Consider the following 17,877-nt stretch of genomic DNA (forward strand, 5'->3'; position numbering starts at 1 on the left):
CATGCTACACTCCGCGAGTAACGTCGATTAAATCTTCACGGGACAGATGTTCCAGGAATTGCACCACCTGCACACGACATACATCTGGCTCAATCTCATACTCCGCAGCAAGCACCTCAACTACTTCACCCAGCGTGCGTTCTTCTGCGATCAGATCCCAGATTCGTCCACCGGTACTCCCAAGATTATAGTATTTTCCAGAGCTAATGCTCATCATAACTTTCTCACTGCCCATATCACTCACCAGATTGCCTTCCTTCCGGGTTACCCGGTCTTCCACATTCATCGGCGTAGTCGCTGTCATTGTCCTGTATGCACTCCTTTACGTATATGATCTGTAATCCGATCCACCATCTCAAATGCTGTAAACTCAGCACCTGTTCTGACCAATCTGCCAATCTCCACACTTGCCGAAAGTCTTGAAGCCGTCTCGAATAGCCACTGCGCCAATCCCTGTCTTGCAACGAGTCCACCACGGAACGTATGCGAGCATAACAGATGCAATCGTTCCAACCCCTGCACTTCAACCAGTTGAACAGACGTATGGTTTTCCTCCGGTTGTGGAGCAAGTTCGAATATTCCACCTAGTGGTACGGCCATCTCATGAAAATAGTGTTGAACAGGTATCGCATACTTCGTAATCTCCGCGTGAACTGTTGCATAATCCTGTTCCTTCATGCCGAAACCATCCAGACTGGGCTGCCACAATTTCTGTTGTGGATAACCAGGCGATACGATGGCTCTTCCCCCGGCATCCCAGGTCAGTGCAACGACATCATCGGTGAGAAGCGGATATCCGCGTGATGCCAGTGCGGCCGAGAGTGTCGATTTGCCTGCACCCGAATGCCCAACAAATGCGTAAGCCCAGCCCTCAATAACAACTGCACTACCATGCAATGGAAGAATGCCACGTTGCATCATAATGACCGCCATACATGTGCCCAAGATGAATAATCTGACCTTTTTCTCATCTGCACCCGGTATAGGAGATACAACAATGCGCTTTCCTTGCTCCATTAGAAACAGACCTGTATCTTCGATTTTGAAAAAAAGGCTGCCCTCTCGCGCCACAAAGTTGTCGTTGCCAACATCCCAGTCCTCCCACAATGAGGTCAAATCTGAAGACTCGATGTGTACATGCACTTCATCAAAATCAGCCTCCGCATGCTTGGGTGCGATCTGAAGTTCAGGCATTCGAATTTGGCTCGACCAGCGCAGACCATACGCTACATAATGCACCAGCAACAATGAACGACGCCTCCTTCATGATTAAATGTAAAAAAAGCCCTTATATTCATGTTGCTCAATATAAGGGCGGAGGCGAAAAGCTGGATTTGTTGCTTTTTCGCCCTTTAAGTATGATGACGCTGTTTAAAACTTAATAACTTAACAACTTAGGAAGTTGGATCGTACAGGTCCGCATCGTGTACCGTTACCCAGTCAATTTGTCTGTAGCCAGTACCGGCCATCGTTTGATTGACTTCCAACACTTCAAGAGCTGGTGCTTGCCATTCCTTTTTTTCCATTTGCATCGTATTCACCTCCTTTCATGTGCCCTCATTCAGAATTTCCGAATGAACCGATAGACGATCAGACTATGCATCATCAATCGCAGATCCGGATGTGAAGCAAGCTCTGGTCTCGGACTTGGAAAGTTGGCCAGGGCAGATTGGATACGCTCCGTGTTTAATATGCCAGCGACCTTGCTGTCAGAACATAACGCACGCAATTCGGCGGTAAAGGCATCCCAATTCGGAATGATGCGATGTAACCAATCTGCCGGCTGTACACCCCGTACTCGCTGATTCAGTCTGACCTTGTCAGGCAGTTCTGGCGAAGTAGCGCGGCGAATTAATGAACGATCGGTCCCTTGTTTCACATATTGCTCAATCGGTACGGACAAGCAGAACCGGATGACTCTGGCATCACTTGTCGGATCACGTTCCCAAGCCCGGTAACGGAGAGAACATTTCGTAGCGACGGCACCGTTTTTGTTCGCAATAGCCAGGTTATTGAATTTCTCGGCACGGACCTTGAGTGCATCAGCCTGGGCACCGCCCTGAAGAACAATGATGGATTTGAGTCGTTCCAATACACCTGTCCTTTGCGCAAAATCAGGATGGATCAACTGCACGGATGCGGCCTGGCTGGCTCCTTTGGACTGAGCCTTGAACCAATCCGGATATGCCTTTTTCCCAGTGATCTTGGCTATACGGGAGAAGGGCATGCCGGTCCGTTCACTATACTGCTGCATCTCACGGAACCAGCGGTACCAGCGGCCACTTTTCAGTAGACTGGCGTAATAATCCAGAGCTGGTCCCCAGGAGATGGTGAAATTACCACGTGCACCTGTGAGCAAGATGCCTGCATCTTGCTGGCTCGCTTTTTCATAGAATCCGCGAATCCAGAATGAATTTTCAAAGTATTTATAGGGCATTTCCATAATGTCGAGCCAGGTATCTACTTCACTAAGTGGACTTCTGCCTTCAAAATCAAGGTAGTTCTCCGTGATATTGCCGACGTGATTAATCGTGGAACGTATGAAAGGCCTCTCGTCAGCCAGCAACGTTTTTGACGTATAATCAGTGAAATCTGGTACGGGAACATAACTATAGGCATGCAGCCGTTTGCCCTGACTTCTCAGTGTTCCGGAAGCAAAACCAACCACGGCTCCCGAGTCCAGTCCTCCACTTAATGCAGCAGCCACCTGCCTGTGCGTGCGCAATCGTGATCCGACTGCCTGAGCGAATACCTCTCGAAACGCTTCTACATATTCACCGTCGGATTTGAGCCGTAAAGGTTCCACTTCATCCCAACGATGATATTGTTTCAGTTCCAGCCTGCCGTCACGGAAGACAAGTGTATGTGCAGACGGCAGTTGGCTTATCCCCCGATATACGGTCGAATTGATATCTGCTGAATCATGCATGTCGGGAATGGCAAGAAACTCAGATAACCAAGTCTCATCAAGTTCTTTATGTACCCCTTCAAGCCCGAGCAACGGATTCATGAGTGTGCAGAAAGCAAAACGTGAACCATCATGTCGGTAATAAAAAGCTCGCATGCCTGTAATGTCTCTCGCTGCATACAGTTTCCGATTCCGCTCATCCCAGATGGCAAATACAAAATCACCCAGCAATCGGACGGCCACATCGTCTCCCCAGCGCTGATAGGCACGCAAGATCAGTTCACTATCCGCCAACATAGCCAGTTCAGCTCTGGATATCTGTAATTGATCTGCCAGTTGTTCCCGGTTATCCAGAATGGCATCTGCCGTGATCGTCAGACCACTTTCCTCATCATATAAAGGTAATTTCTCGCTAACCGATTCCGGTGTAATCCATTGGGCATGGCAGCTAAGAAATGCCTCATTCCCCTTCCACACCCCTGTCGTATCCGCAGGGACATGCCCCAGGCTTGCATACAAGCGCCAGCTGTCTTCCCATAGCGCCTGCTGACCATCGTTGTGAACAATTCCCGCTATGGCGCTCATGACTTTCCTCCCCGTAGAATCTTGCGCTGTGAAGCCCAGGCGCTAATCTGGTGGCCAAATGGTACCCATGATTTGATACGCTGTATTTTGCTTTGAGCAGAAGCCAGCTGTACTTTCAAGCGTTCTCGCTCACTGTATCCCCGTTCCAGACGATGATCGGCCGCCCGTAATGCGGCTTGCAGTTGTCTGATCGTTACCAGTGCAGCCAGCGTGGGATCTGTATTTTCAGGTTCTTCGACAACTTGGTCATTAAGATTCCCATTCGGATCATGAACGACAGAATCTGCCGGCTGCATTCGGTATTGCGGTTGCCACTGGCAACCAGTCGCTGCTGTCAACTGATGCGTGATTCGGTCGATGACCTCTTGATCAGGACTTGCATCATAATGGACTCCCGTCCATTTTTCGGCTTCAGCGAGCTGTTCACTGTATCCCAGCCGGTGGAACAGATCTGCCCCCATCACACGGCAATACAGTTCAACTTCATGCGGTTCCAGTATTTTTTTCCAGTTGTTAACAGAACCCTGATGTGCCTCTTGATGCGAAGAGAGGAACGGATCACCCACGCCCATACTGTAGAACATGTCAGACTTGGCACTGTCCAGAAACTGTCCATACTGCTCCATACCTTGTTCATATCGAATTCCTAGAAACGCGCATAGTTTTTCAAGTTCTTCCTGTGGACTGGAAACCAATCGTTCATATTGCAATTCATATGCATTGGAATGTGGTTCGGCAAAATAATCATTCAAGCGGAGCATCCCAAGTGTGAGATCAACCGATTTCATATTTAATTTGGGGCTCTGCAGACTATGAATCAGGTCGAATCCTTCTCCTGTGTGGCGGTTTACCTTTTTGAATGATGCAGCTATGGCCAGAGGATTACGCTGGAGATGAATGCGCTTGGACTGAGGGAACAGACGATCCAGCCATTCAAGCATGTAATAGTACCGTGGAGATTTATCAACGACGAAGTCTGCTCCGCTCCCTTCCAGGAATCCATTGTAGATCTCAAGAGCAAAACTTCGGCATGCCTTTTCGAAGACATCCTCGGGTACCATGGCATTGTAGAACTGACGAATGATGGAGCTACCACCATAAGCGCGTGAATCACCCTTGGGCAAATCGACAAGATTCATCAGAAACCACATTTCCTGGGTGGCAAATATGCGCCTGTGATTTTGCAGCATTACGGTGGATAAGGAACTACCACTGCGGGGAACACATAGTAAGAAAACAAGTCCGTTACCTTGAGCGTCGATCAATGGCAGCCTCTCCTCTGTTCATTAGTATAAATATATGTAGCCGGGATAGACCAGACTCTACCTTTGTGTTTGGCAAAACGAGTAATATGCACGCTATTGGTCAGTATTTTGCAATGTTCCGGCGGAAGTTTACCCGGGAATGAAGCAAAACACATGGTTGTATTCGACAACTCTCAGATACAGTATGTATTCATAGTTTTACTCTATGATACAAAATGTATCATGTCAATCTTTTATTTTCACCTTTTCATAAATTCTTACTCTTTCATGGTATTCTGCTGTCTGTCGTTTCAGCACTTCATCCTGATACATCTTGATCAAGATGCACAAATGCGAATAAGCTTCAGACATGTTCTATGAGGAACAATGCCTGAAGCCACGAATAATCCGTTGCTAAACTTTATATGCAAACCAACGCAAACCGATGAATAACCACCCAATAAACCTTACATTTGAACTTTTTCCAGCATAGTTCCGATGCTCCCATTTCGTTCTTCTTCCCGATCTCCCCGTGTAGCATCCTGCATTCCCTTCTGTACGTTCACGGTTAACAATACAGCAATTCCCGCGACGAAAAAGAAAATGAGGGACAGAATTCCCCAACGTGTGGAACCTGTTATTTGCCCAACATAACCAAACACAAATGGACCGAAGATTGAAGAGAATTTGCCTGTAATATTCACAAATCCAAAGTACTCTCCTGTTCTGCCAGCTGGCATCAGATTGCTAAACAGGGAACGAGCTGTGGACTGACTCACCCCCTGCACGACACCAACCAACCCGGCGAGCAGATAGAAGTGAGTCGCTTGTGTCATGAAATAACCGAGAATTACGATACATATGTATACAGATAAACTAAAGATCAATACCCGCTTCGCTCCCCAACGCTGTGCCCAGGCTCCTAGTAACAATGTGCATGGGAACCCGATAAACTGGGTTAACAGTAGTGCGAGCATCAAGTCGGCTGTACCTATGCCAATACTTGTCCCATAGATCGTAGCCATCAGAATGATGGTATTAATGCCGTCATTAAAAAACCAGAAAGCCACCAGCATGCGAATTAACTGGGGAAAACGCCGCATATGACGAAAGGTATGCTGCAGTCTGCGCACTCCCACCGCAGCATACCCCTTCCACGTGCCGGGCAGATCCGGTGATGCAGGCCGTCTCGGAGCATGGCGAAAGATCGGTATCGAGAACAATAGCCACCACAGCGATACGGAGATAAAGGCAAGTCTTGTGCCTGCCAGTGTACTGCTCATCCCGAACCAGCCCGGTTGCTGAATCATCAGCAGGTTCAACGCAAGTAGCAAGCCTCCTCCAATATAACCATAGGCATAGCCTTTGGAAGATATCATGTCTCTTCGTTCCACAGGTACCAGATCCGGCAGCATAGCATCGTAAAAGGTATTGCCACCTGCAAAACCAATCGTAGATATGACCAGTAATGCGGAAGCAAGTAACCAGTCCCCTTCTCCGATTGCGCTGAATCCCAATGTGGCAAGGACGCCTATGATTGCAAATACACGCAGGAAGTCGCCCTTCCGTCCTGACATATCAGCCAGCGTGCCAAGCAGCGGTGTTAGCAGAGCTACGCACAACATGCCAATGGAATGGGTATAGGCCAGGTAGGATGCGGCCGTATCCGTATCCAGCGTAGCCGCAGCCACCGAAGCATAGAATACAGGCAGTACTGCTGCGAGCACAGTTGTCGCATAAGCCGAGTTGGCCCAATCATACATAATCCAAGCCTTGATCGCCTTTTTATTCACATACATCCTTCCTTTTCATGCATCTCTATATAGTGTGAGTTTAAAAAGTCTAAGTGGACCTCTTAAACAACCTCTATTAGATGCCAGATCGATGTCTTTCTCCTATTGTAAAGGAAGGATAGCACACTTGTTCACTGTTTCTGTAAAAATTGGAGCAGTTCTGTTCTTACGACACACCTTACCTCTGAGGTCAACTTGCGTAATTGTATCATTTTATATCCACTCTCATCACATATCGTCCTCGCCCGTGAATATACTTAATTACCGACAGGCCAAACTGTGCCGCGTAATCAATGGGGGGTGCCTACATGTCAAATTCACACCAGCCTTACTCGTTCGTCGTGTCGAAGGAAGATTGGTCGCTTCACCGCAAAGGGTACCAGGACCAACAGCGCCATCAGCAAAAGGTGAAAGATGTCATCAAGCAGAATCTGCCTGATCTGATTACGGAAGAAAACATCATCATGTCTGATGGAAAACAAATCATCAAGGTACCAATCCGCAGTCTGGATGAGTACCGTTTTGTGTATAACTACCAGAAGCAAAAACATGTCGGTCAAGGAGACGGTGACAGTCAGGTCGGAGACGTCATCGGTCGTGATCCCTCTGCTTCGCAGAAACCCGGCAAAGGCGAAAAAGCTGGTGATCAGCCTGGTCATGATATTGTGGAAGCCGAAGTTAGTATTGAGGAATTGGAAGATATGCTCTTCGCTGAGCTGGAATTACCCGATCTGAAGCAGAAAGATAAAGACCTGATTGAGACACATACGGTGGTATTCAACGATATTCGCAAAAAAGGCATGCAGTCCAATATTGACAAGAAACGTACCATTCTGGAGAATCTGCGTCGCAATGCAACGACCGGTACCCCGGGCATCCATCATATTAGTCCAGATGACCTTCGCTACAAGACATGGGAAGACAAGATTATTCCACAATCCAATGCTGTTATTATTGCCATGATGGATACATCCGGGTCCATGGGTTCGTTTGAGAAATACTGCGCGCGCAGCTTCTTCTTCTGGATGACCCGTTTTCTACGCCGTCAGTATGAGAAAGTCGAGATTGTTTTCCTCGCTCATCATACGGAAGCCAAGGAAGTTACCGAAGAAGAGTTCTTTACCCGTGGCGAGAGCGGAGGCACCATCTGCTCCTCTGTATATATGAAGGCACTGGATATTATTGACAGACGTTATCCACCTTCAAGCTACAACATCTACCCTTTCCACTTCTCTGACGGGGATAATCTAACCTCGGATAACGAACGCTGTGTGAAGCTGATCGGCGAGTTAATGAAACGTAGCAACATGTTCGGGTACGGTGAGGTGAATCAGTACAATCGCAGCAGCACACTGATGTCGGCTTATCGTCATATCAAGATGGATCAGTTCATGTATTATGTGATCAAAGAAAAAGGCGAAGTGTACAAAGCTTTGCGCAGCTTTTTCCAGAAAAGGGAAGGAGGCAGCGTTAGATGACAGATGAGATTCGCGACCTCGAATACGCCATTGCCGAGATTATGGAGATTGCCAATGGATTCGGCCTGGATTATTACCCCATGCGGTACGAAATCTGCCCATCGGATATTATTTATACATTTGGAGCTTATGGCATGCCGACCCGTTTCAGTCACTGGAGCTTCGGCAAAACATTTCATAAGATGAAAATGCAATATGATTTTGGTCTCAGCAAAATTTATGAGCTTGTCATCAACTCCAACCCTTGTTATGCCTTCCTGCTGGATGGCAATTCCCTGATACAGAACAAATTGATCGTAGCCCACGTCCTGGCCCACTGCGATTTTTTCAAAAACAATGCCCGCTTCTCCAAGTCCAACCGTAATATGGTCGAAAGCATGGCCGCTACGGCGGATCGGATCAGCAATTATGAGATGGAGTACGGAACGGAAGCCGTTGAAGCATTTATCGATGCCGTGATTGCAATTCAGGAGCATGTAGACCCACAGCTGATTAAACCCCGCCATTTGGACAAACAACGCTACATGGAGATGAAAATGCGGGAGCAACGCGGTGAGAAAGCACCACGGCCGGAAGGTCGCTATGATGATCTGTGGTCACTTGATGATGTGCAGGCCGAAGAAGCACCCATCGAAGGTATTCAGGTTCATCACTTTCCGCCTGAACCGGAGAAGGATGTCATGTGGTTTATTCAGGAATTCTCGGAAGTATTGACCGACTGGCAGCGGGATATCATGAGTATGATGCGTGAGGAGATGTTATATTTCTGGCCACAGATGGAAACCAAAATCATGAATGAAGGTTGGGCATCTTACTGGCATCAACGCATTATACGAGAACTAGATCTGAACAGTGAAGACACGATTGAATTCGCGAAGCTCAACTCCTCCGTCGTGCAGCCATCCAAACAAAGTCTGAACCCGTATTATCTGGGACTAAAGATTTTCGAGGATATTGAACGGCGCTGGGATAACCCAACCCGTGAAGAACAGGAACGTTGGGGACGCAAACCAGGGCAAGGTCGTGCCAAAATGTTCGAGGTACGTGAATTTGATTCCGATACCTCCTTTATCCGCAATTACATGACCAAGCAATTAACCGAGGATCTCGACCTCTACGTATTTGAGAAAAAAGGACCGGACTGGAAAATCACCGACAAGTCCTGGGAGAACATACGGGATCAGCTCGTATTTTCACGTGTCAACGGCGGCTCCCCTTATCTGGTCGTGCAAGATGCTGACTATCTGCGGACAGGTGAACTCGTACTCAAACATCAATATGAGGGCATCGAGCTGGATCTGAAATATATGGAACGCACCTTGCCTTATCTGTATCGCCTCTGGGGGCGTACGGTACATGTAGAGACACGTGTCGAGGATAAACCAATCTGGTTTACGTATGATGGCAAGAAGCATCACCGCAAGTTTATGTAAGGTTCCAACAGCCCTTTCCCTTTTAAAAAAGAGAACCTTAGTATCACGTATGAAGGATGGCGACATACCATAAAAAACAAAAAAAGCGGCAAGCTCCCGACATACACGGGGACTTGCCGCTTGGCATTTCATAATTAATATTTAAAATTACGTTTCATTGCACCATGCTTAAATGAAGTGATCACACCATTTCAATCAAGTCATCTGTTGAATACAGCTTGCCTAGTTTAATGTCTTTCTCGGAAGCTTCAATCATTTGCCGTATCTCCGGATCGGAGTCTAGCTCATCCACCGGGTTATAGACTTCATATTCCAGACCGGCAATACGAATGAATTCCTTATGATCCTTCTCATAGGATTCAATGACAGTGCCATCAGGAGCCTTAAGACTAAAGTTCATCCTTAGCAACCTCCTTTAATGATATCGCTAAATTTGGTGAATCGTACTTTTACCTGAATTATAGCATACAACCATGTTGCATCTCAGCCATGAGACCATTACTTTTTGTCTATTACACTTGTGGAACAGGATTCAGCACCACAACACGTTCACTCTTGGTCTCTAGATGCTCCATCCATAGCTCCATTAACTGAGTACCATTAATCAGGTCGATATCCAGCCCTTCTGCATAGTTACGGGCATTGCTCGTAAATTCGCTCGTTGTTACCACATAACCGCCTACAGCACCTTGCTTAACCATTTGGGAGTGAATAATTACAATTGGTTCAAAACCGACCAAATTCATATCGTTATAACATTTCACTTGACCAAGGTACAGCCCCTCTTAGGTTTGTTCTTCAATATCGATGCCGAAGTCTCCTGAGCTCTTCGTCACGTAGGTGTTGCCACCTCGAACAGATGACATAATCTCAGCGACAAAATGTTCGAACAGCAATGGGTTTTCTTCTTTCTCCTCTTCCAGGTCCCGTTTAAAGCGGTTATACAAACCGATTCGGAGTGTCTCCTTCATATCTTCATGGGATGAGATTTCATCAAGAGCATTGTTACGATAGTCTTCTAACGTTTGTTTTTTGATTATTGTACTTGTACACGAGGTAGCAAGTAAATATCAGCAAAATACTAAACAATATAGTCATTCTACGTCACTCCTTTTTATTTCCATCATATCCAACGCATCAGCGTTTCAATCCATTTGTCAGAGTCGTATGATGTCAGTTAACCGCAAACAGAATTGGAGGAAGCATTATGTCATCCACAGATTTAAAAGCACTGAAATACGCCATTGTGGAAATTACTGAGATCGCTACCAATCTCGGACTGGACTTTTACCCTGTACGATATGAAATTTGCCCGTCCGATATTATCTTTACGATTGGTGCATACGGCATTCCCACTCTATATTAGAGCCTTGGAAGTGCGATATTCTAACCATGCTCCGTGATGGAATGTTGTACTTTGGGGCACAGATTGAGACGAAAATAATGAACGAGGGCTAGGCTAGCTTCTTCCATCAACGAATTATACGTGAGCTCGATCTAACGGTTAATGAGACGATTGAGTTTGCCAAATTGACTTCCTCTATTTGTGGAATCTTCTCGACAATCGCTGTATCCTTACTACATGGGATCGAAAATAATTGAAGACATTGAGAAATGCTGGGATACTCCTACTCCCGAAGAAAGAGAACGCTTCGGTGGGGTTCCTGGGCGCGGTAGAGAAAAAATTTTGAAGTGCGTGAATATTATTCAGACATTTCGATTATCCGCAATCACCTGACTAAAAACCTAGTACACGAATTGGATCTGTATGTGTTTGAGAAGAAAGGTCCTGAGTGGAAAATCACCGATAAATCGTGGGAGAATATTCGTGACCGACTACATTTTCACGCGTGAATGGTGGGTTCCCATACTTGGTTTTTAAGGATGGTGATTATTTACGTAACGGAGAGATTTATTTACTGCATCAGTATGAAGACATTGAGCTGAACTTGAAGTATGTAGAGCGAACACTGCCGTATGTTTATCGGTTGTGGGGTAAGAACGTATATTTGGAGACGCTTGTGGAGGGCAAACCGTTGTTGTTTACGTATGAGGAGAATAAGGTTAGTCGGAAGTTTTATAAAAGTAGACAGACTGCTATTGGCAGTCTGTCTACTTTTATATTAATATCAATTAGTTCAGATTTTATCCAGAACTTCAATTGCAAATTCATCTTTAGGCTTGTTAGTTCCAAGCTGACCAGTAAACGCTTTTGAAAGAATTGATTTCTCTAAATCGATAATTATTTCTAAAATCTCATTTAACTTCTTTAAAGCTTCATTATTTTTATTCATGAAGCACTCGATTAGTTTAGCAATCTCTGTTTGTTCATCAAAACCACAAACAGGAACCATTATTTGACCAAGTTCTTTCTGATTGATTTTAGGTAATACCGAACGTGATCCCGCAGTTGATGCCTTTTCCACAAAGTATGCAGAAAGCATAAACCAGTACAAGTAATTTATATTTAGATGTGAACTAATCGGGTACATATCTGCGCTACATAATCCGTTAAAGTCAGCAATCATTAACTTTGAAAGATTTGGGCGTATTTTTGAATATATTATTTGACCTTTTTCAAATAAATGTTTAGGACTCTTTACACCTGCCTCCTTAATGGTCACATAATCCAATAAGACTCCTGTATATTTTTCAATATTATCTGGTGCTATATGTGGGAGATTACCGTAACTTAGTGGATTAACGAGGTTAGACACTACACTTGAAACGTCAGAGAATCCCACCCAGGTCCATGAATCAGGTAGTTTAAAAGGACCTTCCAGGACTTTTTTGTTATTGATTTCTACCCCGTTTTCAACTAACCAATTAATAGCTGTTTCTGTTGGAAGAGTTTCTTCTCGCCATTTCTTCGTCAGCCCCCCACGAAAAGCCTTGTCCAAAATTGCCGCTCGTCGAAGTTCAAAGGTTGCTTTGGCTTCTTCAATCAACTGTTTAGCTTGATTAATTTTTCCCAAAAGCCTCTCGACTTTGTCTGCAATTCGTATTTGTTCGTTTAGTGGCGGAAGTGGAAATGGATAGTTTTTAATTATTGCTTGAGAGATGTTTGGTTGAGCTCCACCCTTGCCTAAATTAATAAATTTTTCTTTTTGAGCCCTGAAAAAATGAAACATGAACATCGTTGTTGTTCGTTCATTTGGAATACCTACAGCACACGCCTGATTAGTAGTAGCATCAATTCCCAAAATACCAACTTTACCTATAGTAGCTCCATACATTGCAATTGCAACCGATCCTTTCGGGAACAACTTTGCACTGGAATTCCTCACTGCTTCTTCAGTGATATACTCCTCGGCTTCGGTAATAATTTTATTTCGTAATTCGCCTGTTTTAATCCAGGGTATATTTCCCTTATAATACTCTGTTTTTTTTCGCGAAGGTGTTCCTCCTGAACCCCATGTAGCAACAGCCTCACTTTTAACCCAAATCCAATTGTCAGGCACTTCATAGGGCTGTTCTTTTTCTGGCACTAGAGCTTCTTTCAACAGTTCTTCCTGCGATTTTAATTTCTTACTCATTCCCGTACACCCCGGATGTTTCAGCGACCATTGCTAGCGATGGCTTAGCATCCTCATAGCTTACCTGTGTAGCATCGATCGCCTTCAATTCCGCAACAACTTCACCAAGTAAAGTCAAGGCTTCCTCCAACTTCGCCATTGCTTCTTCTGCGGAATCAATTGGATCAGGTAGGTTATCGTAAGCAGACAATGATTCATCTGCGATTAAACCGATATCCAGACTGTCACCCTTCTTACAAATATCATCACGAGTGAATACATTCCATCGAACATCTTCTACCTTCATACGATCTTCAGCAGTATAGGCTTCCACAAAAGCATCAAAATGAGCCAATGTCAGCGGTGTACGCTTACCGAAGCTAGGCATATTTGTTCTCAGATCGTATACCCACACGTCCTTTGTATTATCCTTATCTGTCTTCTCACGTGTAAAGAATAAGACGTTTGTTTTGACACCTTGGGCATAGAAAATTCCTGTTGGCAGACGCAAAATCGTATGCAAATTACACTTGTCCATGAGGTCATCACGAATTTTTGCACCAGCGCCGCTTTCAAACAAAACGTTATCTGGCAATACAACAGCTGCACGTGCTTTGCCATCTGCCTTTAATGCACGATAAATATGCTGTAGGAAGTTCAGCTGTTTGTTTGTTGTTGTAAAGGTGAGGTCATCACGTGTCAGGCGTTCTCCACCTTGCTTCGTGCCAAACGGCGGATTCGTCAAAATGACATCGAAGTTCTTCAAATGTACACCGTCATCGGAAAGCGTATCTCCCAAGATAATCTCTCCATCAATTTCATGAAGCATCGCATTCATCATGGCTAGACGATGCGTATCTTTTACCAATTCAACGCCAGAGAACGCTTGTTTCTTTTGAAACTCAGCTGTCTTTTCCGGCAGGTCGAAATAATCATCCGTGTTGCTGCGGACGTGACGATCTGCTGCGATCATGAAACCAAACGTACCCGCCGCAGGGTCATTACAACGCTCGCCTGGTTGTGGGTCAACCAGTTTCGTGATTACATCAATAAGTGGACGCGGTGTAAAGTATTGACCTGCTCCCGACTTGGTCTCACTCGCATTCTTTTCAAGTAGACCCTCGTACAGGTCACCGAGCCCTTCTTCCTTCGCACTATACCAATCGAGTTGATCGATGGATGTGATAATTTTCTCCAGGTTTTTCGGCTCATTAATATTAGAGGTTGCGTTCATATAAATTTGCTTTATAGTCTCATTACCTTGGTTACCCAGATCAAGCAGCAATTGACGATAATGCTGTTGGAGCGCCATACCATGACGCTCCCTGAGGGAATCCCAGCGATATTCCTCAGGTAAAATACTTTCATTGTTGGTTTCATTCATCATTTTCAAAAAAAGTACATACGTCAGTTCCGTTACATATTGATGATATGTAATGCCGTCATCCCGCAGTACGTTACATAAGTTCCAAAGTTTTTGTACAATATCCTGATTACCCATTTATGCATAGTCCTTCTTTCTAGGTGTATATAGTGCGGTATTGATTGTATTTACGATCGTGTCCATCTCGCCGTCGAAGATTCTGTTCAACTGCTTATAGCCACCCTTGCTCTTGAACGGTTCAACCTCGAATGCCTTTTCCGGATTCGGATCCAATACCGATTCCTGGAGCAATTGTTTCTCAATCCGCTTCAACCAGTCCTTCTGAACCTTTGACCAGACTTTCATATCATATATTTTTTTCATCGCGCCTTCAATCCGTTCTTCATGGCTAATTAAGGGATCACCAATCGCTTGCTGCCGGATAAAACTAATAATGTCCGCTGCAATATCCTCGTTTTTTGCATCTCGCCATGCTGCCTGTAGCATTTTCTCTGAGAACCCTTTCTGATCGAGCTCCACTCGTAGCTTACGCAGCTCATCTCGTGTCAGATCCGTTGGACGGGTACATATAATTGTAAGTGCAGGAATGAGGTTCAGGTTTTCGGTGATAAACGATTGGAACCCTTCCAAATAATCTTCAGGTTTTTCAGCATCCCCATATCCCCGTGTTGTAGAGAGCAATTTATCCTCATGTTCTGAAATATAGATGCGCTTTCCTCTTCCACGATTCTCATCGATGAAGGCAACAAGCGATTTCTTCACTTTTAAATCACGACTCGCTTGCAACGCACTCATGCTCTTCAGATCGTCGATAAATGTATCAATACTATTTCCGCCAGACAGAGCCTCGAATTCTTCATGATCTTTCTCTGTCCAGGTACGTTTCTTCCGTTGCATTTTGGCAATAATCTGTTCCTTGTGCAACTTGCCTTGTTCTTCGCTCTCTAACTGTGCAAGTTCACTTGTCAGAACATCGAGCGACACTGTGGGCTTCGTTACAACAGGCTTCATATCGGTGTATGGTTTCAATGACTCGTAGATCCCCACCGCGTCATAGATCATAAAATGATCCTTGCCAATCTCATCACAGCGTCTCGTCGCTCGACCAATCATCTGCTCGTACAAAATTCGTGAACGAACACGACGCATAAAGACCAGATTCGTAATACTTGGAATATCAATGCCAGTAGTCAATAAGTCAACGGTTACGACGATACTAGGCAAGCGTTCATTTTTAAACAATTTAATAGCATGCAGTGGATCATTAATCGAACCAGTAATTTTGAGGATAGCATTATCGTCTACCGGTCCATACGTTTTTTCCAACTCATCCTTGAACATTCGCACGATCAAATCTGCATGATCATTATTTGCTGCAAAAATTAGCGTCTTGCCGTCCGATTCAGGATCGATATGTTTAGTCAGTTCTTTCAGAATAACGCGGTTGAAATTTTCTGTAATGACCGTTTTGTTAAACTGGGTCACTTCCAGATTGATCTCATCCTCAAGCAATTCCTTCTCGATATTACCTGACGAAATGTCATATACGGTAACTTCCTCTCCAACTTGCCACTTGATTCCGTTCTTTTTAAGTTGTGTTTCAAACTGCATCGGAGGTTCATGATCGGTCAAGTAACCGTCAATTACAGCTTCACGATAGGAATAATTGAACACTGATCGTCCAAATATCTCCACCGTGTGCAACGCTGGCGTAGCTGTTAACCCAATTCGGATTGCATCGAAATAGTCCAGTACCTTACGGTATTTGCTTACATAGTCTTCATGATCACGAAACTCCAATTCAAGTTCAGACATTTCCTTATCTAACGTGTATCCCCGATGTGCTTCATCGACAATAATGCAATCATATTGGTCAACCGAAGGAATGTCTGTACCATCATCCGATTCGTTATAGAATAGGCGTTTAACCATCCCCTGAACAGTTGCGATCTGAACTTTTGTCTCCATATTCGGCTTCTTGTCATTCAAAGTCTGGAGCTCAAAAATTTCCGTAAACGAATGATAGCTCTCAAGCTTTGAATCCTTGAACGCTGCCTCGGCTTGACGCCCTAACGCTGAGCGGTCTACGAGGAACAAAATGCGTTTAAAACGATTATGCTTGATCAGACGATATATGAGCCCAATTGCCATACGTGTCTTTCCTGTCCCTGTTGCCATCGCTAATAAAATATTACGCTGTCCGTTGTCAATCGCTTCCTCTACAGAGAGAATTGCCTCTTCCTGATATGGGCGTAACTTCAGGTAATCCATTGTCTCATCACGCAAATCTTGGGCTGCCTTTTCCACATCCTGCTGTAATAAATCTTTTAGCCCCTGTGGGGAATACCAAGCCTGAAGGGGACGTGGATGGTTCGTTGATTTGCGCGCGTCAAGAAACCAAATTCCTGAAAGATGCTTCAGTTGTTCCAAATATGGTCGTCCATTGGTCGAGAAAAGGAACGGAACCTGGTAATTTCCCCAAGGATCATATATCATTTCGTCCCCATGTTGCACGACATTCATGGCGTATTTTTTTGCTTGAGCAATATCTGCCTCTACGTTTTTACTCATTCGCTTGGCTTCTACAATGCCAACCAGTTCTAACCCGCAAAATAACGCATAGTCTGCAAATCCTGTATTAAGTGCCCATTCAGCAATAGCGATATTGCGTCCTTTCTCTGGACGCGTTCCTAATCCGAAGCGTAGCTTTTGAGAGTCTACTTCCCAGCCTGCTTGACGCAACTTCTCGTCGATGATTAGCCGAGTCTCAGCTTCCGTAAGCTTAAAGGCGCTACCTGCTTCTCTTGATTTTGTATGCCGCTTTTTCTTTTCTTCTCTCGTGACCATTGCCTGCTGCTGGCGCAAGTTCTCCAATTCTTGCTGTAGCTGTTCCATTTTCGATTCATATGACTCTGCCAGTTGAGCCAATTGCTCACCATTATTTGCAGTGTCTTGCTGAATTGGTTCGATATAGGTCGTCGAATTGAAGTCCCAGTCACCATATACTTCCATGAACCATACACCAAGTCGGAAAGCCAGATGCGTCGATGCCTGGGCTTCTGCAGTTGAACCATAACCCGATTCGTGGACTGCCTTGTTTCCAATTTTGCGTAAGGTATGAAGATAATCTACAATTTCATCAGAGATCAGACCATCGCGCTTCAACTGCGATAGTCGATCAACCTGTGTAAGCTCCCTAGTCTCATCTAACTCTTCCATAGCGCATATATATTTCGTTAGTGTTTCACCGAACATGCGCAACTTAATTAATGATGTGTTGGGGTCTATAAATAAATTGCGTTCTGCCATCTCCCCAAGGTCCGACAGTATCTCCCATCTACTATGTAAGAACTCAAAGTTTCCAGACATTCACAGCACCTCGATATCCAGTTTTTATCTCAACAAATCTAGAAATTATTACAGATTACTAGTTCCATAGTAACACAAAATATAGTATAATACTTTCCTTCCGTCTCCTAATACTAACCTTCAATTCCATTATTCTATGAATGGAAAAGAACTAATCTTTCCTTACTC

15 protein-coding genes and 1 pseudogene are annotated in these 17,877 nt (G+C 44.8%); 4 read left to right on the top strand and 12 right to left on the bottom strand.

What is annotated here, in order from left to right; translation table 11 throughout:
• Positions 1-4 precede the first annotated feature (4 nt).
• The 6 genes from AB4111_RS07290 to AB4111_RS07315 form a co-directional block, all read right to left on the bottom strand.
• Positions 5-304 (bottom strand): lasso peptide biosynthesis PqqD family chaperone, encoded by a 300-nt coding sequence (locus AB4111_RS07290; RefSeq protein WP_442030992.1) that lies wholly within the window; start codon positions 302-304, stop codon positions 5-7.
• A complete protein-coding gene (locus AB4111_RS07295; protein WP_442030993.1) occupies positions 301-1,248 on the bottom strand; it encodes an aldolase in 948 nt (315 codons plus the stop codon). The genes AB4111_RS07290 and AB4111_RS07295 overlap by 4 nt, the downstream gene beginning before the upstream one ends.
• A gap of 146 nt (positions 1,249-1,394) precedes the next feature.
• Entirely contained in the window at positions 1,395-1,532 is a 138-nt protein-coding gene (locus tag AB4111_RS07300) for a paeninodin family lasso peptide (protein ID WP_017689562.1), read from the bottom strand.
• A gap of 29 nt (positions 1,533-1,561) precedes the next feature.
• Positions 1,562-3,493 (bottom strand): asparagine synthase-related protein, encoded by a 1,932-nt coding sequence (locus AB4111_RS07305; protein ID WP_442030994.1) that lies wholly within the window; start codon positions 3,491-3,493, stop codon positions 1,562-1,564.
• Positions 3,490-4,758 (bottom strand): sulfotransferase family protein, encoded by a 1,269-nt coding sequence (locus AB4111_RS07310; RefSeq protein ID WP_442030995.1) that lies wholly within the window; start codon positions 4,756-4,758, stop codon positions 3,490-3,492. Before AB4111_RS07310 ends, AB4111_RS07305 begins: the two co-directional genes overlap by 4 nt.
• Before the next feature lie 446 nt (positions 4,759-5,204).
• Positions 5,205-6,530, bottom strand: coding sequence for an MFS transporter (locus tag AB4111_RS07315; protein ID WP_442030996.1), 1,326 nt, complete (start codon positions 6,528-6,530; stop codon positions 5,205-5,207).
• Positions 6,531-6,838: 308 nt separating this feature from the next.
• Between AB4111_RS07315 and yhbH the strand changes: the two genes are divergently transcribed.
• Entirely contained in the window at positions 6,839-8,008 is a 1,170-nt protein-coding gene (yhbH, locus tag AB4111_RS07320; RefSeq protein WP_442030997.1) for a sporulation protein YhbH, read from the top strand.
• Complete coding sequence (locus tag AB4111_RS07325) at positions 8,005-9,441, top strand: SpoVR family protein (RefSeq protein ID WP_442030998.1); 1,437 nt, start codon at positions 8,005-8,007, stop codon at positions 9,439-9,441. The genes yhbH and AB4111_RS07325 overlap by 4 nt, the downstream gene beginning before the upstream one ends.
• A gap of 181 nt (positions 9,442-9,622) precedes the next feature.
• On the opposite strand, the gene AB4111_RS07330 is transcribed toward AB4111_RS07325, so the two are convergent.
• The 3 genes from AB4111_RS07330 to AB4111_RS07340 form a co-directional block, all read right to left on the bottom strand.
• Complete coding sequence (locus tag AB4111_RS07330) at positions 9,623-9,841, bottom strand: hypothetical protein (protein ID WP_442030999.1); 219 nt, start codon at positions 9,839-9,841, stop codon at positions 9,623-9,625.
• A gap of 112 nt (positions 9,842-9,953) precedes the next feature.
• On the bottom strand, positions 9,954-10,205 hold the full coding sequence (locus AB4111_RS07335; RefSeq protein WP_442031000.1) for a restriction endonuclease: 252 nt from the start codon (positions 10,203-10,205) through the stop codon (positions 9,954-9,956).
• 21 nt (positions 10,206-10,226) lie between these two features.
• A complete protein-coding gene (locus AB4111_RS07340) occupies positions 10,227-10,388 on the bottom strand; it encodes a hypothetical protein (RefSeq protein ID WP_442031001.1) in 162 nt (53 codons plus the stop codon).
• Positions 10,389-10,648: 260 nt separating this feature from the next.
• Here AB4111_RS07340 and AB4111_RS07345 point away from each other — a divergent pair, with 260 nt between their 5' ends.
• Positions 10,649-10,807 carry a SpoVR family protein gene (locus tag AB4111_RS07345; RefSeq protein ID WP_442031002.1) on the top strand — a complete coding sequence of 53 codons (159 nt, stop codon included), beginning with the start codon at positions 10,649-10,651 and terminating at the stop codon, positions 10,805-10,807.
• Positions 10,777-11,519: pseudogene (locus tag AB4111_RS07350) on the top strand (SpoVR family protein); the annotation flags it as partial. The gene AB4111_RS07345 and the pseudogene AB4111_RS07350, both read left to right, overlap by 31 nt.
• A gap of 60 nt (positions 11,520-11,579) precedes the next feature.
• On the opposite strand, the gene AB4111_RS07355 reads toward AB4111_RS07350, so the two are convergent.
• The 3 genes from AB4111_RS07355 to hsdR are packed head-to-tail and all read right to left on the bottom strand — an operon-like array spanning position 11,580 to position 17,709.
• Positions 11,580-12,977 (bottom strand): restriction endonuclease subunit S, encoded by a 1,398-nt coding sequence (locus AB4111_RS07355; protein WP_442031003.1) that lies wholly within the window; start codon positions 12,975-12,977, stop codon positions 11,580-11,582.
• On the bottom strand, positions 12,970-14,457 hold the full coding sequence (locus AB4111_RS07360) for an N-6 DNA methylase (RefSeq protein ID WP_442031004.1): 1,488 nt from the start codon (positions 14,455-14,457) through the stop codon (positions 12,970-12,972). The genes AB4111_RS07355 and AB4111_RS07360 overlap by 8 nt, the downstream gene beginning before the upstream one ends.
• Positions 14,458-17,709: a type I restriction-modification system endonuclease gene (gene hsdR, locus AB4111_RS07365; RefSeq protein WP_442031005.1), complete on the bottom strand. Its 3,252-nt coding sequence runs from the start codon at positions 17,707-17,709 to the stop codon at positions 14,458-14,460. It lies immediately after the preceding gene.
• Positions 17,710-17,877 lie beyond the last annotated feature (168 nt).

This window comes from Paenibacillus sp. 2KB_22 (genome assembly GCF_052115745.1).
Lineage (GTDB): Bacteria > Bacillota > Bacilli > Paenibacillales > Paenibacillaceae > Paenibacillus.

What these genes read in the sequence shown, in the direction of transcription:
- AB4111_RS07325 (WP_442030998.1), top strand. Translation starts at nt 8,005, where the DNA reads ATGACAGATGAGATTCGCGACCTCGAATACGCCATTGCCGAGATTATG.
- yhbH (WP_442030997.1), top strand. Translation starts at nt 6,839, where the DNA reads ATGTCAAATTCACACCAGCCTTACTCGTTCGTCGTGTCGAAGGAAGAT.
- AB4111_RS07345 (WP_442031002.1), top strand. Translation starts at nt 10,649, where the DNA reads ATGTCATCCACAGATTTAAAAGCACTGAAATACGCCATTGTGGAAATT.
- AB4111_RS07355 (WP_442031003.1), bottom strand. Translation starts at nt 12,977, where the DNA reads ATGAGTAAGAAATTAAAATCGCAGGAAGAACTGTTGAAAGAAGCTCTA.
- AB4111_RS07305 (WP_442030994.1), bottom strand. Translation starts at nt 3,493, where the DNA reads ATGAGCGCCATAGCGGGAATTGTTCACAACGATGGTCAGCAGGCGCTA.
- AB4111_RS07360 (WP_442031004.1), bottom strand. Translation starts at nt 14,457, where the DNA reads ATGGGTAATCAGGATATTGTACAAAAACTTTGGAACTTATGTAACGTA.
- hsdR (WP_442031005.1), bottom strand. Translation starts at nt 17,709, where the DNA reads ATGTCTGGAAACTTTGAGTTCTTACATAGTAGATGGGAGATACTGTCG.
- AB4111_RS07330 (WP_442030999.1), bottom strand. Translation starts at nt 9,841, where the DNA reads ATGAACTTTAGTCTTAAGGCTCCTGATGGCACTGTCATTGAATCCTAT.
- AB4111_RS07300 (WP_017689562.1), bottom strand. Translation starts at nt 1,532, where the DNA reads ATGCAAATGGAAAAAAAGGAATGGCAAGCACCAGCTCTTGAAGTGTTG.
- AB4111_RS07290 (WP_442030992.1), bottom strand. Translation starts at nt 304, where the DNA reads ATGACAGCGACTACGCCGATGAATGTGGAAGACCGGGTAACCCGGAAG.